The organism is Streptomyces rubradiris (assembly GCF_016860525.1).
Lineage (GTDB): Bacteria > Actinomycetota > Actinomycetes > Streptomycetales > Streptomycetaceae > Streptomyces > Streptomyces rubradiris.
Window position 1 is genome coordinate 5,145,895 of record NZ_BNEA01000015.1, and the last position, 22,900, is coordinate 5,168,794.

21 protein-coding genes are annotated in these 22,900 nt (G+C 69.9%); 5 read left to right on the forward strand and 16 right to left on the reverse strand.

Annotated features, from left to right (window positions below; all coding sequences use genetic code 11):
* The first annotated feature begins 30 nt into the window (after window positions 1-30).
* On the forward strand, window positions 31-591 hold the full coding sequence (locus Srubr_RS36140; RefSeq protein WP_189995728.1) for a GPR1/FUN34/YaaH family transporter: 561 nt from the start codon (window positions 31-33) through the stop codon (window positions 589-591).
* A 69-nt stretch (window positions 592-660) separates the two neighbouring features.
* On the opposite strand, the gene glmS is transcribed toward Srubr_RS36140, so the two are convergent.
* Together glmS and Srubr_RS36150 are read right to left on the reverse strand one after the other, a co-directional pair.
* Window positions 661-2,478 (reverse strand): glutamine--fructose-6-phosphate transaminase (isomerizing), encoded by a 1,818-nt coding sequence (gene glmS / locus Srubr_RS36145; protein ID WP_189995725.1) that lies wholly within the window; start codon window positions 2,476-2,478, stop codon window positions 661-663.
* Between the two features lie 75 nt (window positions 2,479-2,553).
* Window positions 2,554-2,811 (reverse strand): hypothetical protein, encoded by a 258-nt coding sequence (locus Srubr_RS36150; protein ID WP_189995723.1) that lies wholly within the window; start codon window positions 2,809-2,811, stop codon window positions 2,554-2,556.
* Window positions 2,812-2,976: 165 nt separating this feature from the next.
* On the opposite strand from Srubr_RS36150, the gene Srubr_RS36155 reads away from it, so the two are divergent.
* Window positions 2,977-4,545 carry a purple acid phosphatase family protein gene (locus Srubr_RS36155; RefSeq protein ID WP_189995721.1) on the forward strand — a complete coding sequence of 523 codons (1,569 nt, stop codon included), beginning with the start codon at window positions 2,977-2,979 and terminating at the stop codon, window positions 4,543-4,545.
* Between the two features lie 21 nt (window positions 4,546-4,566).
* On the opposite strand, the gene Srubr_RS36160 is transcribed toward Srubr_RS36155, so the two are convergent.
* Window positions 4,567-5,442 (reverse strand): DUF4429 domain-containing protein, encoded by an 876-nt coding sequence (locus Srubr_RS36160; protein ID WP_189995719.1) that lies wholly within the window; start codon window positions 5,440-5,442, stop codon window positions 4,567-4,569.
* Between the two features lie 84 nt (window positions 5,443-5,526).
* Here Srubr_RS36160 and Srubr_RS36165 point away from each other — a divergent pair, with 84 nt between their 5' ends.
* Window positions 5,527-7,128, forward strand: coding sequence for a beta-N-acetylhexosaminidase (locus Srubr_RS36165; protein WP_189995717.1), 1,602 nt, complete (start codon window positions 5,527-5,529; stop codon window positions 7,126-7,128).
* A gap of 66 nt (window positions 7,129-7,194) precedes the next feature.
* Here Srubr_RS36165 and Srubr_RS36170 read toward each other — a convergent pair whose 3' ends face one another.
* The 12 genes from Srubr_RS36170 to Srubr_RS36225 all read right to left on the reverse strand — a co-directional run bounded on the left by Srubr_RS36170 (window position 7,195) and on the right by Srubr_RS36225 (window position 19,672).
* Window positions 7,195-8,964 (reverse strand): IucA/IucC family protein, encoded by a 1,770-nt coding sequence (locus tag Srubr_RS36170; protein ID WP_189995715.1) that lies wholly within the window; start codon window positions 8,962-8,964, stop codon window positions 7,195-7,197.
* Window positions 8,961-9,485, reverse strand: coding sequence for a GNAT family N-acetyltransferase (locus Srubr_RS36175; RefSeq protein WP_189995713.1), 525 nt, complete (start codon window positions 9,483-9,485; stop codon window positions 8,961-8,963). Before Srubr_RS36175 ends, Srubr_RS36170 begins: the two co-directional genes overlap by 4 nt.
* The gene (locus tag Srubr_RS36180) at window positions 9,482-10,768 is read right to left on the reverse strand and encodes a lysine N(6)-hydroxylase/L-ornithine N(5)-oxygenase family protein (RefSeq protein ID WP_189995711.1); all 1,287 of its coding nucleotides are present in this window, start codon (window positions 10,766-10,768) and stop codon (window positions 9,482-9,484) included. Before Srubr_RS36180 ends, Srubr_RS36175 begins: the two co-directional genes overlap by 4 nt.
* The gene (desA, locus tag Srubr_RS36185) at window positions 10,752-12,194 is read right to left on the reverse strand and encodes a lysine decarboxylase DesA (protein ID WP_189995709.1); all 1,443 of its coding nucleotides are present in this window, start codon (window positions 12,192-12,194) and stop codon (window positions 10,752-10,754) included. Before desA ends, Srubr_RS36180 begins: the two co-directional genes overlap by 17 nt.
* A 123-nt stretch (window positions 12,195-12,317) precedes the next feature.
* Window positions 12,318-13,163: a siderophore-interacting protein gene (locus tag Srubr_RS36190; protein ID WP_189995707.1), complete on the reverse strand. Its 846-nt coding sequence runs from the start codon at window positions 13,161-13,163 to the stop codon at window positions 12,318-12,320.
* A 52-nt stretch (window positions 13,164-13,215) separates the two neighbouring features.
* Window positions 13,216-14,262, reverse strand: coding sequence for an ABC transporter substrate-binding protein (locus Srubr_RS36195; protein WP_189995706.1), 1,047 nt, complete (start codon window positions 14,260-14,262; stop codon window positions 13,216-13,218).
* A 1,347-nt stretch (window positions 14,263-15,609) separates the two neighbouring features.
* A complete protein-coding gene (locus Srubr_RS36200) occupies window positions 15,610-16,068 on the reverse strand; it encodes an NUDIX hydrolase (RefSeq protein ID WP_189995703.1) in 459 nt (152 codons plus the stop codon).
* Window positions 16,046-16,882 carry an STM4013/SEN3800 family hydrolase gene (locus Srubr_RS36205; protein ID WP_189995700.1) on the reverse strand — a complete coding sequence of 279 codons (837 nt, stop codon included), beginning with the start codon at window positions 16,880-16,882 and terminating at the stop codon, window positions 16,046-16,048. The genes Srubr_RS36200 and Srubr_RS36205 overlap by 23 nt, the downstream gene beginning before the upstream one ends.
* Entirely contained in the window at window positions 16,879-17,376 is a 498-nt protein-coding gene (locus tag Srubr_RS36210) for a phosphohexomutase domain-containing protein (protein WP_189995698.1), read from the reverse strand. Before Srubr_RS36210 ends, Srubr_RS36205 begins: the two co-directional genes overlap by 4 nt.
* Complete coding sequence (locus Srubr_RS36215) at window positions 17,354-18,007, reverse strand: dTMP kinase (protein ID WP_189995696.1); 654 nt, start codon at window positions 18,005-18,007, stop codon at window positions 17,354-17,356. Before Srubr_RS36215 ends, Srubr_RS36210 begins: the two co-directional genes overlap by 23 nt.
* Window positions 18,004-19,020: a radical SAM protein gene (locus Srubr_RS36220; RefSeq protein ID WP_189995694.1), complete on the reverse strand. Its 1,017-nt coding sequence runs from the start codon at window positions 19,018-19,020 to the stop codon at window positions 18,004-18,006. The genes Srubr_RS36215 and Srubr_RS36220 overlap by 4 nt, the downstream gene beginning before the upstream one ends.
* 205 nt (window positions 19,021-19,225) lie before the next feature.
* Complete coding sequence (locus Srubr_RS36225) at window positions 19,226-19,672, reverse strand: ATP-binding protein (protein WP_189995692.1); 447 nt, start codon at window positions 19,670-19,672, stop codon at window positions 19,226-19,228.
* Window positions 19,673-19,852: 180 nt separating this feature from the next.
* Here Srubr_RS36225 and Srubr_RS36230 point away from each other — a divergent pair, with 180 nt between their 5' ends.
* Both Srubr_RS36230 and Srubr_RS36235 read left to right on the forward strand, forming a co-directional pair.
* Window positions 19,853-21,139 (forward strand): ATP-binding protein, encoded by a 1,287-nt coding sequence (locus Srubr_RS36230; protein ID WP_229926697.1) that lies wholly within the window; start codon window positions 19,853-19,855, stop codon window positions 21,137-21,139.
* Window positions 21,136-21,714, forward strand: coding sequence for a GNAT family N-acetyltransferase (locus Srubr_RS36235; RefSeq protein WP_189995688.1), 579 nt, complete (start codon window positions 21,136-21,138; stop codon window positions 21,712-21,714). Before Srubr_RS36230 ends, Srubr_RS36235 begins: the two co-directional genes overlap by 4 nt.
* A 21-nt stretch (window positions 21,715-21,735) precedes the next feature.
* On the opposite strand, the gene Srubr_RS36240 is transcribed toward Srubr_RS36235, so the two are convergent.
* Window positions 21,736-22,896, reverse strand: a complete 1,161-nt coding sequence (locus tag Srubr_RS36240; RefSeq protein ID WP_189995686.1) for an acyl-CoA dehydrogenase family protein — start codon at window positions 22,894-22,896, stop codon at window positions 21,736-21,738.
* Window positions 22,897-22,900 lie beyond the last annotated feature (4 nt).

The window sequence follows — 22,900 nt, forward strand, 5'->3', positions numbered from 1 at the left end:
ACCACCGCACCTGCACGAAGGGAGCCCGCCGTGGACAACGACGTCTCCGCGGGGAACGTGACCACCGCCGTGGCCGGCCGGCTGGCCCTCGCCCTCACCCTCCTGGCGTTCGGGCTCGGCACGACCGGCGTCATCCACGGCGTGGGCGCCTCCGACACCGTGACCGTGGCCCACTACGTCGGCGGGGTCACCCTCTTCCTCGTCGGCCTGCTGGCCCTGCACGACGGCGCCGCCGCCTCCGGCGCGGGGTATGTCACGCTCGGCGCCCTGTGGTTCGCCTGGGCCGTGTCGGACCGCGGGCCGGCCAACGCCGCCGGGCTCTTCCTGCTGCTGTTCGCCCTGGTCGCCCTCACCCTGACCCTCACCGGCCGCGACACCCTCGGCCGGCTGCTGTACGGGCTGCTGTTCCTGTCCATGCTGGTGCTGGCCGTCGCGGCCTTCGCCGGCAGTTCCGTGCTCGCCCGGGCCGGCGGCTGGGTGGCCGTCGCCTCGGGCGCGGTGGCCTGGTACGCGGCGACGGCGGCGCTCGCGCACTGGCCGACGGCGGTGTCCCGGCGTGCCGCGGGCCGGGGGGTGACGGCCACCGGTTGAAGTCGAGCGGCATGAGAAGGACCCCCGCGTGACCGGTGGCACACGCGGGGGTCCGTTCTGTGGCAGCGCCTACTCGACGGTGACCGACTTGGCGAGGTTCCTCGGCTTGTCGATGTCCCGGCCGAGCGCCTTCGCCGTGTGGTAGGCGAGGAGCTGGAGGGGGATGCCCATCAGGATCGGGTCCAGCTCGTCCTCGTTCTTCGGGACGATGATGGTCTGGTCCGCCTTCTCCTGGTGCTGGTGGGCCACCGCCAGGATCTTGCCCTCGCGGGCCTTGATCTCCTCCAGGGCCGCGCGGTTCTTCTCCAGCAGGTCGTCGTCGGGGACGATCGCGACCGTGGGCAGGGCCGGCTCTATGAGGGCCAGCGGGCCGTGCTTCAGCTCGGAGGCGGGGTAGGCCTCGGCGTGGATGTAGGAGACCTCCTTGAGCTTCAGGGACGCCTCGCGGGCCACCGGGTAGCCCCGGACCCGGCCGATGAAGAGCATCGAGCGGGCGTCGGCGTACTTCTCCGCCAGCCGCTTGATCTCCTCCTCCTGCTTCAGGATCTCGGAGATCTGCCCGGGCAGCCTGCGCAGGCCCTCGATGATCCGCTTGCCGTCGCGCACCGACAGGTCGCGGGTGCGGCCCAGGTGCAGCGCCAGCAGGGCGAAGGCCACCGTGGTGTTGGTGAAGCACTTGGTGGAGACGACGCAGACCTCGGGGCCGGCGTGGACGTAGACGCCGCCGTCGGCCTCGCGGGCGATCGCCGAACCGACGACGTTGACCACGCCGAGGACCCGCGCGCCCTTGCGCTTCAGCTCCTGCACGGCGGCCAGGACGTCGTAGGTCTCGCCGGACTGGGAGACGGCGATGTACAGGGTGTCGGGGTCCACGACCGCGTTGCGGTAGCGGAACTCGGAGGCCGGCTCGGCGTCGGCGGGGATGCGGGCCAGCTCCTCGATCATCTGGGCGCCGATCATGCCCGCGTGGTAGGAGGTGCCGCAGCCGAGGATCTTCACCCGGCGGATCCGCCGGGCCTCGCGGGCGTCCAGGTTGAGGCCGCCGAGGTGCACGGTGGAGAACCGGTCGTCGATCCGGCCGCGCAGCACCCGGTCCACGGCGTCGGCCTGCTCGAAGATCTCCTTGTGCATGTAGGTGTCATGGCCGCCCATGTCGTACGACTCGGCCTCCCACTCCACCGTGGTGGGCTCGGCGGTGGTGCGCGTGCCCTCCGTGGTGTAGGTGCGGAAGTCGTCGGCCTTGAGGGTGGCCATCTCGCCGTCGTCGAGGGTCACTATCTGGCGGGTGTGGGTGACCAGCGCGGCGATGTCGGAGGCGACGAACATCTCCTTCTCGCCGATGCCGAGGACGACCGGGGAGCCGTTGCGGGCCACCACGATCCGGTCCGGGAAGTCGGCGTGCAGGACGGCGATGCCGTAGGTGCCCTCGACCAGCCGGACCGCCTGGCGGACCTTGTCCTCCAGCTTCTCGGCCTGCGAGCGGGCGATGAGGTGGGTGAGGACCTCGGTGTCGGTCTCGGAGAGGAACTCGACGCCGTCGGCCTCCAGCTTGCGGCGCAGGTCGGCGGCGTTGTCGATGATGCCGTTGTGGACGACGGCGACCTTCTGGTCGGCCGACATGTGCGGGTGGGCGTTCACGTCGGAGGGGGCGCCGTGGGTGGCCCAGCGGGTGTGGGCGATGCCGGTGGTGCCCTTGAAGCGCGCCGGGACCCTGGCCTCCAGGTCGCGCACCCGGCCCTTGGCCTTGACCATCTTCAGACCGGGCGCCTTCGGGGAGGTGACGACGATGCCCGCGGAGTCGTAGCCGCGGTACTCCAGGCGCTGGAGGCCCTCCAGGAGGAGGGGGGCGACATCACGCTTCCCGATGTAACCGACAATTCCGCACATATATAGAGGTATCCCTTGGCTGTCGCTGGTCCGGGCTGGAGGGGCGGGCTGAACGGGGCCTGTGTACGGCCGGTCTCAGCCGTAGACCATGCGGCGCAGCTGCCTGAGCGTCAGCTCCGGCGGCGCCACCGCCCGGTATTTCAGGTCCGCCTCGATCCGCTGGAAGATCTCCGCGTTCACCAGGCCCTGGGCCTGGAGCTCGCGGTGGCGGCGACGGACGTACTCCTGGGTCGTCTCGTCGAAGTAGGCGAGCACGTCCTGGACCACGCGCAGCGCCTCGCCCCGGCTCAGGGGCGTGGACCGCGTCAGATGATCTACGAGTTCGTCGTGCACCCGGTAGATCCTGGGGTACCGGCGCCGGTTTCGCAAGAATCGTGCCCGATTCCGGGCAGAGGGCTGTTGAAACTCTTATGGCGCCCTGTTCGCCCCCTGTCCATCCGGAGTCCGGCATCTCGTTGCCCGAGCCGACGAGTTTCAGACGCCATGGACATTCCTCGTATGGGCGTTCCCGAGAAGCTGGCCGAGCGCATGAGCATGGCCGAACAGCACGAGTACCTGCGCGCCAGATTCTCGCGCCGCACCATGATCCGGGGCGGCGCGGTCACGCTGGGCGCCGTCGCCGGTGGCGCGTTCGTGCCGGGCGCCACCGCCCGGGCCGCCACCGGGCCGGCCCGGAGCACCGCCCCCGCCGCCGCCACGGTCGACGGCGCGCACGTCGCCCCCTTCGGCCGCCACCTGGCCTGGGGCAACGACCCGCGCACCGAGGTCACCGTCTCCTGGCAGGTCCCGGTCGCCGTCAAGAAGCCGTTCATCCGGATCGGCGCCCACCCCTGGGACCTCTCCCACAAGGCAGAGGCCGAGGTCCGCACCCTGCACACCCCGGCCGGGGGCGGCGCGAGCGGCGACCACACCCAGTACTACCTGCACGCCCGGCTGACCCGCCTGCGCCCCGGCAGGACCTACTACTACGGCGTCGGCCACCAGGGCTTCGACCCGGCCGAGCCGCACCTGCTGGGCACCGTCGGCACCTTCACCACGGCCCCCGCCCACAAGGCGCCGTTCACCTTCACCGCCTTCGGCGACGAGGGCGTCGGCTACCACGGCCTGGCCAACAACAGCCTCCTGCTCGGCCAGAACCCCGCCTTCCACCTGCACGCCGGCGACATCGCCTACGCCGACCCGTCCGGCGCGGGCAAGACCTCCGACACCGGCTTCGACGCGCGCACCTGGGACTCCTTCCTCGCCCAGACCGAAACCGTCGCCAAGCAGGTCCCGTGGATGCCGGCGTACGGCAACCACGACATGGAGGCCTGGTACTCGCCCAACGGCTACGGCGGTGAGGACGCCCGCTGGACCCTGCCGGACAACGGCCCGGACCGCGAGAACCTCCCGGGCGTCTACTCCTTCGTCTACGGCAACACCGCCGTCATCTCACTCGACGCCAACGACATCTCCTACGAGATCCCGGCGAACCTGGGCATCTCCGGCGGAACCCAGACCACATGGCTGGAAGGGCAGCTGAAGAAGTTCCGCGCCGCCAAGGACGTGGACTTCATCGTCGTCTTCTTCCACCACTGCGCCTACTGCACCTCCACCGCCCACGCCTCCGAGGGCGGGGTGCGCCAGGAGTGGGTGCCGCTGTTCGAGAAGTACACCGTGGACCTGGTCATCAACGGCCACAACCACCAGTACGAGCGCACCGACGTGATCAAGGCGGGCGAGGTCGCCAGGGAGCTGCCCATCGGCGGCACGGCCTACCCCGAGACCGACGGCGTGGTCTACGTCACCGCCGGCGCGGCCGGCCGCAGTCTGTACGCCTTCACCGCCCCCGACACCTACGAGGGCCACGAGCACCGGACCGACTCCGTGGCCTCGTTCGTCAACACCGAGGACGGCAAGGTCCACGAGACCGTCGGCTGGTCCCGGGTGCGCTACCTGGACTACTCCTTCCTGCGCGTGGACGTCAGCCCCGCGCCCCGGGGCCGCCAGGCCACCCTGAGGGTGTCGGGCATCGCCGAGACCGGCGACCGCATCGACCACTTCACGGTGTCCCGCACGGCCAAGTAGCCCCCGCCGCACGGGCGGTCCTCACAGGCGCTTGAGGACCGCCTGCTTGGCCAGCGCGAACTCCTCCTCCGTGAGCACCCCGTCACGGCGCAGCTCGCCGAGCTCCCGCAGCCGCCGCAGCAGCGTGTCGTGGTCGTCCCCGGCCGCCCGCTCCCCGGCCCGCCGCGCCGGGACGAGCTCCGCCGCCTCCCGCGCGGCCGAGGGGTGCGGCAGCCGCGCCTGCACCGCCGCCGCGACCAGGGCCATCAGCGGGTCCTTCCGGAACCCCCACAACTCCACCGCGTTCGGGTCGTACTTGGGCGGCACGTCCACCGGGGCGCCGCGCACCACGAACCGCAGGTGCCCGTTCTCCAGACCGGCGGCCGGCTGCCAGTCCACACCGGTGAGGTCGGCGAGCGCGATCGTGCGGGACCCGGCCGACGCCTTGGACTCCTCCGTCTTCCAGTTCCACTCCAGCCGCACCCGCTCCCCGTCGAAGCTCGCGGTGCCGTCCCCGGCCGAGGCGGACACCGGCAGCGACGGGCCGGGCAGCAGGTACTCGTCGACCGGGCCGGGCGAAATCCCCTCCAGCAGCAGGGCGTTGCGCAGCTCGTCGGCGACGTACTCGGCCACGCCGTACCGGTCGGGCTCCACGACGAGCTGATAGGGGTCGTGCGGCTCGGTGAGCCGGCCCGCGGTGGCCTGGAGCAGTGGATCGGCGCCGTCGCGCAGCCGCAGTCTGAGCCGTCCCGACTTCCGGCCCTGCTCCACGGAGACCCCGGCCAACGCGCGCAGCGGCACGACGAGTTCGCCCAGCTCACGGCGGAGCAGGCCCACGTTCTTGTCCCGGCCCGGGGTGATCCGCAGAGCGTCGCCGTCGAAGGCCCAGGTGCCGTCCTTCTGGATGATGTCCGCCATACGGGGATTGTTTCACCCGATCTGCGGCACAGTGGAGGACGACCCCGTCAGACGGTCACCTCCCCTTAACCGAAGGGAGCGCATGTGAGACCGAACCACGGCACGACTCCCCGGACCTTCCGCACCCTCGCCACCCTGCTGCTGCTCGCGGCGGCCGGTGTCTTCGGCGTCGGCGCGGCCCCCGAGGTCCAGGCCGCCGCCCCCTCGCCGCTGGACCAGGTGGTCCCGGCGCCCGTCTCCGCCGAGCCGGGCGGCTCTCCGTACCGCATCACCCGCGCCACCCGCATCCGCGTCGACGGCTCCGCCGAGGTCCGCCGCGTCGGCGCCTACCTCGCCGGCATCCTGCGCCCGTCCACCGGATACCCGCTGCCGCTCACCGACCACGGCAGCGGCGGCATCCGGCTCCGCCTGCACAAGGGAGACTTCGGCGCCGAGGGCTACCGGCTGCACAGCGGTGCCGGCGGTGTCACCCTCACCGCACGCACCCCCGCCGGGCTCTTCCACGGCGTCCAGACCCTGCGCCAGCTCCTCCCGGCGGCCGTCGAGAGGAAGACCGTGCAGGACGGCCCCTGGAGGATCGCCGGCGGCACCATCGAGGACCGCCCCCGCTACGCCTACCGGGGCGCCATGCTCGACGTCTCCCGGCACTTCTTCACCGTCGACCAGGTCAAGCGCTACATCGACCAGGTGGCCCTCTACAAGGTCAACGAACTGCACCTGCACCTCAGCGACGACCAGGGCTGGCGCATCGCCATCGACTCCTGGCCGCGCCTGGCCACCCACGGCGGCGCCACCCAGGTCGGCGGCGGCCCGGGCGGCTACTACACCAAGGCCGACTACCGGGAGATCGTCCGCTACGCGGCCTCCCGCTACCTGGAGGTCGTCCCCGAGATCGACATGCCCGGCCACACCAACGCGGCCCTGTCCTCGTACGCCGAGCTCAACTGCGACGGGGTGGCACCCCCGCCCTACACCGGCACCCGGGTCGGCTTCAGCTCGCTGTGCGTGCCCAAGGAGGTCACCTACGACTTCGTGGACGACGTGATCCGCGAGGTCGCCGCCCTCACCCCCGGCCGCTACCTGCACATCGGCGGAGACGAGGCGTACTCCACCAGCCACGCCGACTACGTGGCCTTCATGGACCGGGTGCAGCCGGTGGTCGCCCGCTACGGCAAGACGGTCATCGGCTGGCACCAGCTCGCCGGTGCCGGCCCGGCCCCGGGCGCCCTCGCCCAGTACTGGGGCCTGGACCGCACGAGCGCAGCCGAGAAGGAACAGGTCGCGCAGGCCGCCCGGAACGGCACCGGGATCGTCCTGTCCCCGGCCGACCGGATCTACCTCGACATGAAGTACACCGCCGACACCCCCATCGGCACCAAGTGGGCGAGCCTGGTGGAGGTGCGGCGCGCCTACGACTGGGACCCGGGCTCCTATCTGGCCGGGGTGCCCGCCGAGGCCGTCCGGGGCGTCGAGGCGCCCCTGTGGACGGAGACGGTGGCGACCACCGCCGACATCGAGTACCTGGCCTTCCCGCGGTTCGCCGGGGCGGCCGAGCTGGGCTGGTCGCCGGCCGACCGGCTGGGCTGGGACGGCTACCGGGAGCGGCTGGCCGCCCAGGGCCCCCGCTGGGACGCCCTCGGCATCGGCTACTACCACTCACCCCAGGTGCCCTGGCCGGCACCCTGACCCGAGGAACACCGACGGGCACCCCGGAGGACCGTACTCCGGGGTGCCCGTCCGCCCGCGGGGCCGTCAGAACCCGGCGATGGGGTTCTTCAGCGTGCCGACCAGCTGGAGCGCGCCGGACGGATCGGCGAGGTCCACCATCTGCTTGTTGTTGCGCAGCTGGAGCCGGTTGAGGCAGGACAGCGAGAACTCCGGGGCGAACATGTCGTACTGCCGGAACCGGTCGGCCAGCTGCGGATTCGCCTCCTGGTACTCGCGGGTGACCTCGGCGACCGTGCGCCAGAAGCCGTCCTCCTCCAGGATGCCCTCGGCGGCGAGCTGGGCGGCGAGGAAGCGGAAGAAGCAGTCGAAGACGTCCGTGAAGATGGACAGCAGCTTCTTGTCCTCGGGGACCTCCACCCGGATGCGCCGCACCTCCGGCGGCAGTGCCGCGTCCGGGTCCATGACGGCGATCTCCTCGGCGATGTCCTTGTAGACCGCCCGCCGCACGGCCCCGTCCCGCAGCACCAGGATGGTGTTCTCGCCGTGCGGCATGAACACCAGGTCGTAGGCGTAGAAGCTGTGCAGCAGCGGGGTGTAGTAGGCCCGCAGGTACCGCCGCAGCCACTCCACCGGGGCCAGGCCCGACCGCTCGATCAGCGCGCCCGCGAAGGAGGCGCCCTCGTCGTCGACGTGCAGCAGCGAGGCCATCGTCGCCAGGGACTCGCCCTCCTCCAGCGAGGGCACCGGGCTCTCCCGCCACAGCGCGGCCAGCATCTTGCGGTACGGCGAGTAGCGGTCGGTGGCCCGCTCGTACTCCAGGTGCCGGTAGCCGACGGCCGCCCGCTCCCGGATGATCGACAGACCGCTCGCCTTCAGCACCGGGTCGCCCTCGATCAGCCGGGCCAGCCAGTCGTTGATCGCCGGGGTGGCCTCCATGTAGGCGGCCGAGAGACCGCGCATGAAGCCCATGTTGAGGACGGACAGGGCCGTCTTCACGTAGTGCTTGTGCGGGGCGCTGGTGTTGAAGAAGGTACGGATCGACTGCTGCGCCAGGTACTCGTCGTCGCCCTCGCCGAGCGGCACCAGCAGGTTCCGGGCCACCTCGGCGGCGAAGGTGACGCTGAGCTTGTTCCACCACTGCCAGGGGTGCACCGGTATGAACAGGTAGTCGGCGGGGTCGAGGCCCCGGCCGGTGAGCACGGACCGGAACCGCGCCACCGTCTCCTCGCCCAGCTCCTCGCGCAGGAACGACTCGTACTCGATCCCCACGCCGGCCGTGAACGCGGCCCGCGAGCGGTGTGCCGCCAGCCACACCAGCCGCACGGGGCTCGCCGTCTCCGGCGCGTACGACAGGTACTCGTGGACGCCGAAGCCGAGCCGCCCGTTGTTCGCGACGAAGCACGGGTGGCCCTCGGTCATCCCGGTCTCGATCGCCTGGAACCCGGCGCGCGCCAGCTCGGCCGAGGTCATCCGCGGCTTGGTGAGCTTGAAGCAGGTGCCCGACAGGGTGGAGGAGATCTCCTCCAGGTACACCGGCAGGATCTCGTCGCTCAGCCCCAGCGACTCCTTCAGCTCGATGAAGAAGTCCAGCGCGGCCAGCGGGAGTTCGCCGCCGTCGCGGTGCCGGGTGATCGAGTCGGCGTCGATCTGCCAGTGGTCCAGGGCCCGGCGCACGGCGGCGAACCGGTAGGCGGTCAGCCCGTCGTCGCTGCGCACCACATAGTGGCCGCCGTCCTCCTCGGGCGTGATCAGCCGCTCGTGCGCGAACTCGGCGAGGGCCTTGCGCACCAGCAGGCGGTTGGCCCGCTCCCACCGCTCGGGGGACAGATGGGCCACGCTGTCGGCGAGGGTCATGCGGTCACCGCCTTCTCGAACTGCTCACGGGTGCAGAAGCTCAGCAGCGCCCGCTTCTCCGGCTTGTCGATCTCCCGCTCGGGCACGAACCCGACGGCCGCGTTCAGGGCGTGCACCGCCGTGTTGCGGACGTCCGGCTCGACCACGACCCGCTCCACCGCCGGGTCCTCGAACAGGTGCGCCATCACCGCGGTGATCACGGCCCGGGTGAACCCGTGCTCGGGGGTGTCCGTGGCCGGCGTCAGGAAGTGCATGCCGACGTCCCCCGGCCGCGCCTCGTACAGCCCCACCAGCTCCCGGTGCGCGGGATCGTACTTCTCCATCAGGAACGCCGGCGCACCGTCGCGCAGCCCGAACAGCGCGTGATGGTGCTCGTCCGCCGCGATCTCCATATAGGCCCGCTCGACGTCCTCCAGCCGCGCGTCCTGCATCATCCAGAACGCCGCCTTGGGATGCGTCACCCAGGCGTGCAGCAACCGGGCGTCGTTCAGCGGGTCGACGGGTCGGAAAGTGAAGGTCATACGGCGAACTCCTGGAAGGCGATGGACTTCTCGACCGGGTAGTACTCGGTGCCGAGCAGCTCTCGGATGATGTACGCGTTCCGGTACGCGCCCATGCCCAGGTCGGGGCTGGTGATGCTGTGGGTGTGGACGCCGGCGTTCTGCAGGAAGACCCCGCGGCCGGTGATGTCGACGGCGTAGTTGCGGGCCACGTCGAAGCGGCCGTGGCCGTCGAAGCGGAGCCGGTCGCGGATGGGGTCGAGGAAGGCCGGCGGGGTGTAGTGGTAGCCGGTGGCCAGGACCAGGCCCTCGGTGCGGATCTCGAAGTCCTTGCCCTGCTCGTCCTGGTGGAAGCCGAGGGTGTACGAGCCGTCCGCGTAAGTCGCCGTGCGCAGCGTGGAGTTGGTCAGCAGCCGGGTGGGCACTCCGCGGTCGCCGCTCTCGACGTTCTTCTGGTAGAGCAGGTCGAAGATGGAGTCGATCAGGTCCGAGTTGATGCCCTTGAACAGGCCCTTCTGCTGCTTCTCCAGCCGGTACCGGGTCTCCTCGGGCAGTGCCCGGAAGTAGTCGATGTAGTCCGGGGAGGTCATCTCCAGGGTCAGCTTGGTGTACTCCAGCGGGAAGAACCGCGGGGAGCGGGTGACCCAGTTGAGCCGGTAGCCGTGGGCGTCGATCTCCGAGAGCAACTCGTAGTAGATCTCGGCCGCGCTCTGGCCGCTGCCGACGACGGTGATGGACTTCTTCTCCAGCAGCTCCGCCTTGCGGTGCATGTACTGGGAGGTGTGCAGGAAGTCCCCGCCGAGGTCCCGGCACGCCTCGGGGACGAAGGGGACGGTGCCGGTGCCCAGCACCAGGTGCCGGGCGCGGTAGGTGTCCCCCGCCGCGGTGCGCACGTCGTACAGCTCACCGTCGTAGGACACCTCGGTGACCGTGGTGCCGAAGCGGATGCTGCTCAGCTTTCCGGCGGCCCAGCGGCAGTAGTCGTCGTACTCGACGCGCAGCGGGTAGAAGTTCTCGCGGATGTAGAACGAGTACAGTCTGCCCTTCTCCTTCAGGTAGTTCAGGAAGGAGTACGGCGAGGTCGGGTCGGCCAGGGTGACCAGGTCCGACATGAACGGGGTCTGGAGGTGGGCACCGTCCAGGAACATCCCGGAGTGCCACTCGAAGTCGGGCTTGGACTCCAGGAAGACGCCGTCCAGTTCGGCGATCGGCTCGGTGAGGCAGGCGAGGCCGAGGTTGAAGGGGCCGAGCCCGATCCCCACGAAGTCGTAGGTCTTGGTCGGGCTGTCAGGACGCGCGGTCAAGGGACTCTCCCAGGTACTGCTCGGCATGGCCGGCGATCAGATCGAGGACGGCGGCGATGTCGTCCGCCTTGGTCTCGGGGTTGAGCAGGGTGAACTTCAGGTAGTGGCGGCCGGCCACCTTGGTGCCCGCGACGACGGCGTCACCGGAGGCGAACAGGGCCTTGCGGGCGTAGAGGTTGGCCCGGTCGATCTCGGCCGGGTCGGTGACGGCCGCCGGGATGTAGCGGAAGACGAGGGTGGACAGCGAGGGTTCGACCACGACGTCGTAGCGCGGGTCGGCCGCCAGCAGCTCCCAGCCCTCGCGTGCCAGGTCGCACACCTCGTCGAAGAGCTGCCCGATGCCGTCGGCGCCCATCGTGCGCAGGGTCAGCCACAGCTTGAGGGCGTCGAAGCGGCGGGTGGTCTGGAGGGACTTGTCCACCTGGTTGGGGATACGTTCCTGCACCATGCGGCGCGGGTTGAGGTACTCGGCGTGGTAGGTGGCGTGCCGCAGGGTGGCCGCGTCCCGGACCAGCAGGGCGGAGGAACTGACCGGCTGGAAGAAGGACTTGTGGTAGTCGACGGTGACGGAGTCGGCGCGCTCGATGCCGTCGATGCGGTCCCGGTACTTCAGCGAGGCGAGCAGCCCGCAGCCGTAGGCGGCGTCCACGTGCATCCACACGCCGTACTGGGCGCACAGCCCGGCGATCTCCGGCAGCGGGTCGATGGAGCCGAAGTCGGTGGTGCCGGCGGTGGCGACGACGGCCATGGGCACCAGCCCGTCGCGCGCGCAGCGCTCCAGCTCGCGGGCGAGGGCGACCGTCTGCATGCGCTTGTCGTGGTCGACGGGGATGGCGACGACGGCGTCCGGGCCGAGCCCGAGCAGTTTCGCGGACTTCTTGACGCTGAAGTGGCTGACCTCGGAGGCGAAGATCCGCAGTTTGGCGAGCGAGTCGCTCTTGGCCTCCTCCCGCGCGAGCAGCAGCGCCTGGAGGTTGGACTGGGTGCCGCCGGAGGTGAAGACGCCGTCGGCGGCCGGGCCCAGGCCGATGCGGGCGGCCGTCCAGTCGACGAGCTTGCGCTCGATGAGGGTGCCGCCGGCCGACTGGTCCCAGGTGTCCAGCGAGGAGTTGACGGCGGACAGCACGGCCTCGGCGAGCACCGCCGGGATGACCACGGGGCAGTTGAGGTGAGCGAGGTAGCGGGGGTGGTGGAAGTAGACCGCGTCCCGCAGGTACACGTCCTCGAGTTCGTCCAGGACGGCAGTGGTGTCGCCCAGCGGCCGGTCGAGGTCGATCGCGTCGATGGCGGGGGAGAGGGCGTCCACGGTGACGCCGGTGAACGGACGGTCGGTGGTGGCGAGTTTGGCCGCCACCCGCTCGACTCCTTCGGTCACGGAGCGGCGGTAGTGCTCCGCGGTGAGGCCATTGAGCAGGTGCGAGCGCATGTGGGGGTCCTCCGAGGGGACGGTCCGTGCGGGATGATCTTAGGTTAGCCTAACCTAAGTTGCGCTGGAGGTGGGTATGCGCTCTCCCCGGGCCGGATCGGGCCGGAGGAGAGGACTGCCGGGTTACTCGCCCGCCGCGCGGAGCTGTTCCTCCGTCAGGCCCTGGCGCCAGTAGCCGACGAACGTCACGCGGCGCCGGTCCACCCCGAGTTCGCCGACGAAGTGCCGTCGCAGGGCCTTGACCTGGCCGGACTCCCCGGCGAGCCACACATACGGCCGCTCGGCGGCCGGCAGCGCGGTGGCCCGCACGGCGTCGACGGCCGTGGGGGACCCGTTGTGCCGCACGAGCCACGTGATCTCCGCGTCCGCCTCCGTGCGCACGTCCTGCACATCGCCGGCGTGCGGCACCTCCAGCCAGGCCCGGACCCGGGTACCGGCGGGCAGGGACTCCAGGATCGCGGTCGCGGCGGGTACGGCCGTCTCGTCGCCGCACAGGACGACGAGGTCGGTGTCCGCGGGCGGCCGGAAGCGGATCGCGCGGTTGTCGGCGACGGCCGGCCCGAGCAGCAGCACCCGGTCGCCGGCGGCGGCCCGCGCGGCCCAGCGGGAGGCGGGGCCGGCCGGGGTGGCGGCACCCGGCTCCACGCCGTGCAGGGCGAAGTCGATGTCGATCTCGTCGGGGTCGCGGCGCAGCGCCCGCAGCGTGTACGAGCGCATCACGGCCCGTACGTCGTCCGGCAGTTCCCGCCAGCCCTGCCACCAGCCGTCGCCCAGCTCCAGCGGGACGGCCGGTTCGCTCTGCCCGGGGTGCGGAAGGAACAGCGACAGGGACTGGTCGCGCCCGTCGGAGTGGAAGGCGTGCAGGTCGGTACCGGTGAAGGTGACCCGGACCAGAGACGGGCCGAGCCGCCTCGTCCGTACGACCTGCAGGGAGAAGAAACGGAACGGGGCGGCTACGGCCGTGGTCATGTGTGGCTCCTGAGGGTGTGGTTCAGGGCTTTGTCGGGGGGCTGGACCGGCGTCAGCTGACCTTCTTGGCCTTCTCCAGGGCCTCGGCCAGGTTGGTGAGCAGCGGCACGCACTTGTCGTACGAGAGGATCGGCTCGGGGGAGCGGGGGATGATCTGTCCCGCCTTCACCGCGGGCAGCTTCTTCCAGGTGGCCTTGGTGATGTCGGCGGGCTGGATGGCCGAGGAGCGGTCGTCCATCATGATGATGTCGGCGCCGTACTTGTCGACGTTCTCCCAGCTGAGCGACTCGTACCAGCCGCCGCCCTGCTTCTTGGCGCTCTCCGGGGGCTCCACGAGGTTCACGCCGAGGGACTTGAAGTACTCCAGGTCGATGGAGAGGTTGCTGCCGGAGACGTAGAAGAGCTGGTCGCTGGCGCTGCCGGCCATCACCTTGATGTCGGGCTTGGCCTTGGCGGCGGCGCGCAGCCGGGCGGCGGCGTCCTCGAAGCGCTTCTTGGCGCCGGTGACCTTGGCGGCCTTCATGTCCGCGCCGAGCGACTCGGCCAGGTCCCACATGCGCTGGAGCGGCTGGGTGAGCTGACGGTCGTAGACGGAGATGCCGACGCTGGGGGCCAGCTGGGAGATCTTCCCCTTCGACTCCTCGGGGACGTACCAGAGGGTGCCGGCGCCGTCGAACATCGTCGTGATGAGCACGTCCGGGGCGAGGGAGGCGTACTTCTCGATGTTGAACTGGCCCCAGGTGTTGCCGAGGACGGTCACCTTGCTGATGTCCATGTCGCCGGCCTGGACGTCGGGCTTGCCGGCGGTGGTCTTCGTCGGGCCGAAGACGCCCTTGACCTGGATGCCGTAGTCGTACAGCGCGGCGCCGACGCCGGTGAACGCGACGATGTTCGCGGGGGCCTTGTCCAGCTTCACGGTCGTGCCGCGGTCGTCCTTGAACGACCAGGGGCCCGACTTGCCCGCGCCCGTGCTCCCGCCGGAGGCGCCGTCTTTGCCCTTGTCGTCCCCGCAGGCGGCGAGCGCGGCACCGAGACCGAGGGCGCCGCCCGCGGCGAGCAGTCCGCGGCGAGTGAGGTGGGTGACACGGGCATGGGACATGGGTATGACTGCTTTCGACCGGGGCGAAGCGCCCGCCGGACAAGTTCGAAGGTAGGTTAGCCTAACCTCAGCTTATGTCCAGGGGGTGGGGTCGGGGCACGCGCCATTCGGAAGTGCCGTCAGCCCTGTTACGTGGGACGCGTTCCCCTCTTCCTCCCAGTGGCCGTCGGGCCGCTCGCTTCCCGGCCAGTGTCGGGCTTCCACGAGGCGAGTCAAGGGCGCGTTCCGCGTCGGCTGCGCCGATGGGCCTTCGGCCCACCCTTGACACACCTCGCTCCAGCCCGGGGAAGAAGCGAGCGAGCGGCCGAAAGAACAGTGGCCCAGCCCGGCACCGGACCCCCGAGTTGGCTACGCGGTTACCGTCGGCAGGGTCACGCACCCGCACCTCACCAGCACGCCAGGCGGTCTCAGCGGCTTGCGGCCCGGTGGCGGGTGCGCGGAAGCGCCTTACCGGCACGCCGGGTCGGCAAAGCGGCTTGCGGCCCGGTGGGGTGGTGCGCGGTCGCGTCTCGCCTGCACGCCGGGTCGGCTTGGCGGCCTGCGGCCCGGCGGGCGGGCCTGGCGGGCGAGCGGCCATCTCGCGAACCGGGGCGGCGGACGACAGCGACTGCCACAGCAACCCAGATACGCGAGGGGCGAGGAGGCGAGGGACAGGGGACCTAGTTATGGACAAGCAGTCCAAAACAACCCACCCCCAGACCCACCACCCCACCACCCAGCACTAATCACCCGTCACCCATCCCCCCGGCGCCACCACACACCACCCACCAACCCGCAAGCCGCCCAACTCACCCGGCGTGCTGGCGAGACGCGAGCGCGCACCACCCGCCGGTCCGTAGGCCGCCAAGCCCACCCGGCGTCCATGCGAGGCGACGACGCGCACCCACCACCCGCCGGGCCGCAAGCCGCTACGCCCACCCGGCGTCCATGCGAGGCGACGACGCGCACCCACCACCCGCCGGGCCGCAAGCCGCTACGCCCACCCGGCGTCCATGCGAGGCGACGACGCGCACCCACCACCCGCCGGGCCGCAAGCCGCTACGCCCGCCCGGCGTGCAGGCGAGACGCGAACGCGCATCCCCGACCCACGATGCGAACGCAGCCCACCGCAGGGCCCAACCAAGTCCAGCCGGCCACTTTCCCCTGGCCGCCCGCTCGCTTCTCCCCCGTGCTGGAGTGAGGTGTGTCAAGGGTGGGCCGAAGGCCCATCGCCGAAGGCGACGCGCAGCGCCCTTGACTCAGCTCGCGGAGGCACGACAATCGCCGAGAAGCGGGCGGCCCCACGGCAACCATGGCAACACCGGCCCAGCCCAACCTGCACAAGTGGTGCCGGGGCCAACTCGGAGATCAGGGCCGGGAGTCGGCGGACGCGGACACCCTGCTCGCGAGAAGCAGTGCCAAGGGCCCGCCCTGCAAGAGGAAGCGCCCCTCGCCGACGGCCCTGAGCGCGTCGTCCATCGTCCACCACATGAGCTTGAAATCCGCTTCCCACGGCATGAGTTGCTGGGGCCCGCAGGAGAGTCGTGTGGCCTCGAAGAGATGGACTCGGGCGGTGGAGTCGAGCGTCATGGCGTACGAGCCGAGATGCCGCCAGGACCGGGCGCTGACGCCCGCCTCTTCCAGGAGTTCGCGGCGGGCGCACTGTTCCGGCGTCTCGCCCTTCTCCGCCTTGCCTCCGGGCAGGAACAGGTACTCGCCCCCATGCCGGGGGAACTCCGCGGCCAGGACGGCGACCTGTCCGTGGTCGTCACGGGCGACGACCACGGAGGCGTCGGGTTTCGCGTCAGTGGCGTGGACTTGGACCATGCCCGGTGAGCGTAGTGCCGGGGCCTGTCAGCGTGGCGGCGAACGGCACGTTCAGCACGGTGGGGTGCGCGATGCCACGACCGTGATAGCCGTCCTCGCCGAAGGCATCGCCGTGATCGGCACACATGATGACCAGCCACGACCTCGTGCTGGTGAGTGTGTGGATGAGTCGTCCGAGGTGTTCGTCCGCGTACGCCAGGGCCGCTGCTTGTGACTGCCACGAGTCGTCGCTGCGGCCCACATAGTGTCCATGGGGGACGTGCGTGGCCGAGACGTTGACGAACAGGAACAGCGGGCGGTTCCTGTACTTGTCCGCGATGGTCAGAGCATGGTCGACCTGGTGGCGTGTGGAGTCCGCGTCCGGAGAACAGAACTCGGGCCGCCAGTGGTCCTCGTGGAACATGGCGGGCAGTACCGAGCCGAGCGGCGTCTCCCGGGAGAAATACGTCACGCCACCGATGCACACGGTGCGGTAGCCGTGTTGTGCGAGTCCGGCGAGGAGGTTGGGTGCGTCGAAAACGAACGTGCCCGCATCGACGGTCTTGAACGCGGGCGGGCGGCACTCCCAGAGCCGGGGCGGCTGTACGGGCTGTGGGAGCTTGGGCAGGAAACCGGAGAAGAACGCGATGTGCGCGGGGAGCGTGAAGGTGCCGGGGGTACGACGCTCTTCCCACACTCCGCCCGGCAGGACCTCGGCCAGCCGCGGGGTCCTACCGCCGTACAGGGCCGCGCGGGCGACGTCGTAGCGTAGGGAGTCCAGAGTGACGAACAGGATGCCGACCCTGTTTTTGATGATCTCGGTCGTGTCGATCACAGCCCCTCCAGCAGATCGCGGCGTGAGGTGATACGGCCCTTGGCCTGTTCATTCACCGGAAGAGGCACTCGGTCGCGGGCGATCATTTCGCGTACCATGGCCAGACCGGTGTCTTCGGCCACTGGCCGGCCCTGGGTGTCGTAGAGACGGATCGTGACGGTCGGTCGCGTGCCGGACTCGGCAGTGGTCAGCAGGGCACCGGGGACGCACCCGAGTTCCTGCATGGCGTACAGGAGCTGGGCCTCGTCGGCCACGCCCAGGGTGCAGACCTGGCAGCGCCAGTGCCCGGCGTTGATGGCTCCCAGGCAGAACCGCCGGTGAAAGCCGTCCGTGACGGGGTGGTCGTCGTGGGCCACGGCCATCTGCCCGGCCCCGCTCACAACGACGAAGCAGGCGGCCACCCACCAGGCCACGCCCTGGTGGATCTCCTCCGGGTACGAGCCGGAGACGCGGCTGTCGCGGATGATCCTGTCAGTGTCGATCGGTTGGAGCACGCCTGTCCTCCAGGTACGTGATGACGGCGTCGGCCAGCTCGTCCGGGCTGCGACCGTCCGTGGTGAGCAGCACCGCGCTGGGATCGGTCTCGGCAACGGCCGCGAAGTTCGCCTGGAGCCTGTCGAGACGGCCGGGGACATCGAACAAGTCGATGTCGTCCTGCTTGACATCCCTCTTGGTCCGCATCCGCTCCCGCAACGATGTGGCTGAGCTGACCAGGTAGAAGGTGACGTCGGGCGCGACGAGGTAGGACCAGAAGGGGTTGATCAGTTCGCGCACCTGGTCGAGGCGGACGCGGTTGACGGCGGCGTGGCAGGCCATGACCGAAGACACGTATCGGTCCGCGATCACCGGCCCCACGGCCAGGGCCTGCCGTACGGTGTCGGAGGTGTGCAGGAGACCGGAGAGGTAGAAGGCGAACTGCGGCAGCGGTCGTAGTTGCCGATTGACCGCCTCGGACCACTCGGTGTGTGGGTCGGTGAGGGTGTGGATCGCCGTGGCGTCGAGGCGCCTGGCCAGGAGGCGGGCGAGCGTTGTCTTGCCGACGCCTGAAGCTCCTTCCAGTACGACGAAGGGTTCCAGGTACCCGTCATCCGCTTCAGGGGCGTAGGGAGCGCGCAGCGGGGTCATAGGGTGCCCTCCGTGAAGGCGGCCACATGCCGGGCCACGGCTGCGGAGAGCTGCTCCGCAGTGCCTAGCAGAGGCCGGATGTCCATCCGGAGGTCGTCCCGCAGAAGGCAGGGCTGGACTCCGCCCGCCTGGTCCAGGCGCAGGGCCCAGAAGCCCTCCACACACTTGCTCCGTACAGGGCAGGTGCCGCACTGGCCGACATGATGACGACCCAGTTGACGTTGGATGACATCGATCTCGATGCCGTCGACGCGGAAGATCCTCCGGCCCTGGCCGACTCCAAAGACCTCCACCTCCTCGTCGCCGGTCAGGGTGCGCAGGTGGTCGATGATGTCCCGCGCCCCGACCGCCGAAGACTTCCGGCCCGCGTTGAATTCCGTGTCGACCAGCTCGATGAACTGCACGGGTAGCCTGCGCTCCAGCGCGAAGGCGAGGATGTCGCGCAACTCGTGTTCGTTCTCGCGCTGGACGAGTGTGTTCAGTTCCACCCGCTGGAACACCTCGCGAGCGGCTTCGATGCCGTCCAGGACGGGCGCGATGCCCGAACGTGTCTGTGCGATGGCCCGGAACGAGTTGTCGCTGAAGTAGTGAAGAGAGATCTTCACTTTGTCCAGGGCGGTCGTGGCGAGCCATTCCTGATGTGCTCGCACCAGCAGCCCATTGGTGATCAGCGTGTAGGAAACGTCGGGGGCGCGGATGGGGAGCCGGGTGAGAACCGGTCGCGCCAGCTTTGACGCAAGGGGCTCGCCGCCGGTGAAGTACACGCGCCTCAGCCCGGCGTTGATCAACTCGCGCAGGACGTTCACGTAGTCGCCTGCGCCGATCTCCATGGGGCGCGGCTTGGCGTCGCGGTGCAGGTGCGAGAAGGGCGGCGGGACGTCACCTTCGTTATGGCAGAACCAGCACTTCAGGTTGCAGTGCGGGGTCAGCGAGACCCTGAGCTGTCCGCGCAGCGCGGCGAAGTTCCGCAGCGCAGTCCAGTCGGTGTCGGTTGTGGGGAGCGGGACGGGCAAGGCTTGCTCCTTCCGTGTGTGTGGGGAGTAGGCCACTGGCCAGCCGTCGAGGGCGGTCCTCAGTTGTCGGTGCGGCGCAGCGAAACGACGAAGTCCGTGACCGCGAGAACGGAGCAGAACTGGATGGTGACCGGCCACCCGATGCGGGACGGTCGCTGCCGGCGCGGTGGGAGCGCGGCCCTCCTCGGTGGGTCGTCACAGAGGATCACAGCGCCGCCTTCAGCTCTGCCCAGATTTCTTTGCCCCAGAAGCCACGTTGGGGATGGCTGCCGAGCAGGGTGTATCCCCAGCGTTCCGCGAGCGCGTCGATGAGCACCAGGCCACGGCCGCGTTCGTCGTCCGCTCCGGTGGGGCTGAAGACAGGCAGGCGCGACGGCGCTCGGTCCACCACGCCGATGTGTACCCGGGCCTCGCTCGGCCGCCTGACAAGCAAGCGAATCGATCGGCACGGGGTATGTCTGGCGGCATTCGCAACCAGTTCCGTAATGATCAACTCGGCGGAGTCGGCAAGGTCGTCGAGGTGCCACGAACCAAGCGCGTCACGGATGAGCCTGCGGCCGTGCCCGGCCGTTCGGGTTTCACAGGGCAAGGTCTGGCTGTAGACGGGGTGGCCAGCCGGCGGGGTCTGGACTGGCTTACTGAGACTCGTCATAAAGGGGAGCCTTCGTCGTTGTCGTGGCGCTCGTATGGCGAAGCGGGCGGCCGATACACAGATAACTCGCCCTGGCTGTAGGTCGGTTAGGGCGTTTAGACGGGCAACCGACGAAATGCCCTAGGGTGATTTGACCCTCGCGGGCGTGACTCCTCGGGGTCGTGGCGATACGTTGCGCACATGAATGGAGCCACGCGAAACACCGCTCTTGAGGCGTGGATGAATCAGCACGGATACAGCTCTAACGGCCTTGCCGAAGCCGTGAACCTGGCCCTTGAGCGGCTTACCGGTCGGACTGGTGGCCTGGACGGTTCATCGATCCGAGACTGGAAAGCCGGTCGGGTGAGGTGGCCGAAGTCGGCTACTCGCAAGGCTCTTGAGGACGTTTCCGGGTTACCTGCCACCGCTTTGGGGTTTGTGCCACGGGGACGGACCCACTCCGCGTCGGCTCCATCCCAGGAGGAGTCCGACTCGGTGAAGCGCCGTTCCCTCGTCGGTGGTATCGCTGCTGCTGCCGCCGTTGCTGCCGCACCCGGTACCACCTCGCCTCGCCGTGTCGGCATGAGCGATGTCACCCGCCTACAGAACCGCTTCGTTGAGGTCGTCGCCCGGGACCACCGGCATGGCGGGGAGCGCGACCTTGAGCAGCGAGCCGCCGCGCTCGCTGACGAGGCACTTAACCTCCAGAACGCGGGCAGTGCCACCCAACGCGTACGAAGCAACCTGTACGCGGCCGCTGCGGCGTTCCGATCGTCAGCGATGTGGGCAGCCATCGACGGCCGCCGCTACGACGATGCCAGGGCCCATATGCGTGAGGCGCAAGCCCTCGCCGAGATGTCCGGTGATCAGGCGATCAAGTTCCGTATCTGGAGCCACGCGGGGACCATGTACCGGCACATGGGGCGTCCTGCCGATGCCCTCGCCGCGAACGATGTCGCCCGCAGTCTGCACATCACACGTCGGGACCCGATGTTCGCGAGCCTCGGCCTGGCTAGGCAGGGGGCCATCCAGGGCGTCGCGCAGGACCGTACCGGAGCTCGTCGCGCGTTCGACCAGGCACAAGAGGCCATGCTCCGTGCCGACCCCGATGCCTACCGGCCAGTATGGATGCTCGCGTTCTACGATCAGGCCGAGCTGGACTCCTTGGCCTTGTCGGCGTACCTGTCGCTCGGTGACTACCAGACGGCCGAGTTCCACGCTCATCGTTGCCTGTCGGCTCTGCGGCCCCACATGGCCCGGTCCCGGGCCATCGCCACGACCCGGCTCGCACATGCCCAACTGGCGCAGGGCGAAGCGGAGACCGCTACGGTCACAGCCATGAAGGTCTCTGCCGATGCCGCTACCCAACACGCCCGTGTCTCGCGCATGCTTCAGGAGTTCGGGGCCGCGCTTCGGGCCACCGCGTCCGGCAGCCGTGTCGTGCGGACCTGGACCGAGCACGCCGCCGCATGGAGGACCACTGTATGACTTCGGCACCTGCCATTGAGCTTCGTACGTTCACAACGCTTGACGCCGTCCGTGCCGACCTGATCGACGTCTACGCCGAGGTGCGTGCCCCGCTGCTCCACCTCCCGAACTACGCCGTGACCGCTTTCGGCGAGCGCCTGGACCGGCACGGCGCCGAACCCGGATTCATGGCCGTCCTGGCCTACGAGGCCGGGCATCCGATCGGCTATGCCTACGGCAACACCATCGAACGCGGTGACCGTTACTGGCAGCGAACCACCCCGGCGCCCGCCGAGGAGTACGTCAAGGGCCCGGCAGTGGCGCTCAAGGAAATCGGCGTACGGCCCGCGTGGCGGGGCACCGGGACGGCACGCCGCATCCACGACGCCCTTCTCGCCGGCCGAGAAGAGCCGTACGTCACTCTCATGGTCAACAAAGCGGCCGGTGACGGAAAGGTCCACGCGCTCTACCGCTCATGGGGATACGAGGACATAGGGCACAGTCAGCCGTCAGCGGCCTCGCCGGTCCTCACCGTGATGATCCGGGCTACGAACCAGGGCGCCCGGGGAGTGACCGACACCCCCGGACACCCATAGCTCCGCGCGAGCGGCGTCGGCTCAGCTCTCCAGACCCAACTCCCGGGCGATCAGCATGCGCTGGACCTCGCTCGTGCCCTCGCCGATTTCCAGGATCTTGGAGTCCCGCCACATGCGGGCCACCGGGTACTCGTTCATGAAGCCGTAGCCGCCGTGGATCTGGGTGGCGTCGCGGGCGTTGTCCACGGCGACCGTGGAGGAGTGGAGCTTGGCGAGGGCGGCCTCCTTCTTGAAAGGTTCGCCCGCGACCAGACGGGAGGCCGCGTCGCGCCAGGCCAGGCGGGCCGTGTGGGCCTTCATCTCCATGTCCGCGATCTTGAACTGGATGGCCTGGTTGGCGCCGATCGGGCGGCCGAAGGCGTGACGTTCCCTCGCGTACTTCACCGACTCGTCCACACAGCCCTGGGCCAGGCCCGTGGCGAGCGCGGCGATGGCGATCCGGCCCTCGTCCAGGATGCGCAGGAACTGGGCGTAGCCGCGGCCCCGTTCGCCCAGCAGGTTGGCGGCCGGGACCCGGACGTCCTGGAAGGACAGCTCGCGGGTGTCGGAGGCGTTCCAGCCGACCTTCGAGTAGGGCGCCGCCACCGTGAAGCCCGGGGTGCCGGACGGCACGATGACGGCCGAGATCTCCGGGCGGCCGTCCGGCTTGCGGCCGGTGACCGCGGTGACCGTGACCAGGCCCGTGATGTCCGTGCCCGAGTTGGTGATGAAGCACTTGGTGCCGTTGATCACCCACTCGTCGGTGTCCGGGTCCAGCCGGGCCGTCGTACGGGTCGCCCCCGCGTCGCTGCCGCCGTCCGGCTCCGTCAGGCCGAACGCGCCCAGGATCTCGCCCGAGCACAGGCGGGGCAGCCACTCCCGCTTCTGCTCCTCCGTGCCGAACAGGTGCAGTGGCATCGCACCCAGCGAGACACCGGCCTCCAGCGTGATCGCCACGGAGGAGTCGACCCGGGCCAGTTCCTCCAGGACGAGGCCGAGCGCCAGGTAGTCGCCGCCCATCCCGCCGTACTCCTCCGGGAACGGCAGCCCGAACAGGCCCATGCGGCCCATCTCGCGGACGATCTCGTACGGGAACTCGTGCCGCTCGTAGAAGTCGCCGATCTTCGGCGCCACGACATCGTGCGCGAACTTCTCCACCGTACGGCGGAGTTCCTCCAGTTCGGGGCTGAGGCGATGGTCCATGCTG

Bases quoted from the DNA above. Each gene is read 5' to 3' on its own strand.
- glmS (WP_189995725.1), bottom strand. From the start codon at position 2,478: ATGTGCGGAATTGTCGGTTACATCGGGAAGCGTGATGTCGCCCCCCTC.
- Srubr_RS36155 (WP_189995721.1), top strand. From the start codon at position 2,977: ATGGGCGTTCCCGAGAAGCTGGCCGAGCGCATGAGCATGGCCGAACAG.
- Srubr_RS36160 (WP_189995719.1), bottom strand. From the start codon at position 5,442: ATGGCGGACATCATCCAGAAGGACGGCACCTGGGCCTTCGACGGCGAC.
- Srubr_RS36170 (WP_189995715.1), bottom strand. From the start codon at position 8,964: ATGACCCTCGCCGACAGCGTGGCCCATCTGTCCCCCGAGCGGTGGGAG.
- Srubr_RS36175 (WP_189995713.1), bottom strand. From the start codon at position 9,485: ATGACCTTCACTTTCCGACCCGTCGACCCGCTGAACGACGCCCGGTTG.
- desA (WP_189995709.1), bottom strand. From the start codon at position 12,194: ATGCGCTCGCACCTGCTCAATGGCCTCACCGCGGAGCACTACCGCCGC.
- Srubr_RS36190 (WP_189995707.1), bottom strand. From the start codon at position 13,163: ATGACCACGGCCGTAGCCGCCCCGTTCCGTTTCTTCTCCCTGCAGGTC.
- Srubr_RS36195 (WP_189995706.1), bottom strand. From the start codon at position 14,262: ATGTCCCATGCCCGTGTCACCCACCTCACTCGCCGCGGACTGCTCGCC.
- Srubr_RS36200 (WP_189995703.1), bottom strand. From the start codon at position 16,068: ATGGTCCAAGTCCACGCCACTGACGCGAAACCCGACGCCTCCGTGGTC.
- Srubr_RS36215 (WP_189995696.1), bottom strand. From the start codon at position 18,007: ATGACCCCGCTGCGCGCTCCCTACGCCCCTGAAGCGGATGACGGGTAC.
- Srubr_RS36225 (WP_189995692.1), bottom strand. From the start codon at position 19,672: ATGACGAGTCTCAGTAAGCCAGTCCAGACCCCGCCGGCTGGCCACCCC.
- Srubr_RS36230 (WP_229926697.1), top strand. From the start codon at position 19,853: ATGAATGGAGCCACGCGAAACACCGCTCTTGAGGCGTGGATGAATCAG.
- Srubr_RS36235 (WP_189995688.1), top strand. From the start codon at position 21,136: ATGACTTCGGCACCTGCCATTGAGCTTCGTACGTTCACAACGCTTGAC.
- Srubr_RS36240 (WP_189995686.1), bottom strand. From the start codon at position 22,896: ATGGACCATCGCCTCAGCCCCGAACTGGAGGAACTCCGCCGTACGGTG.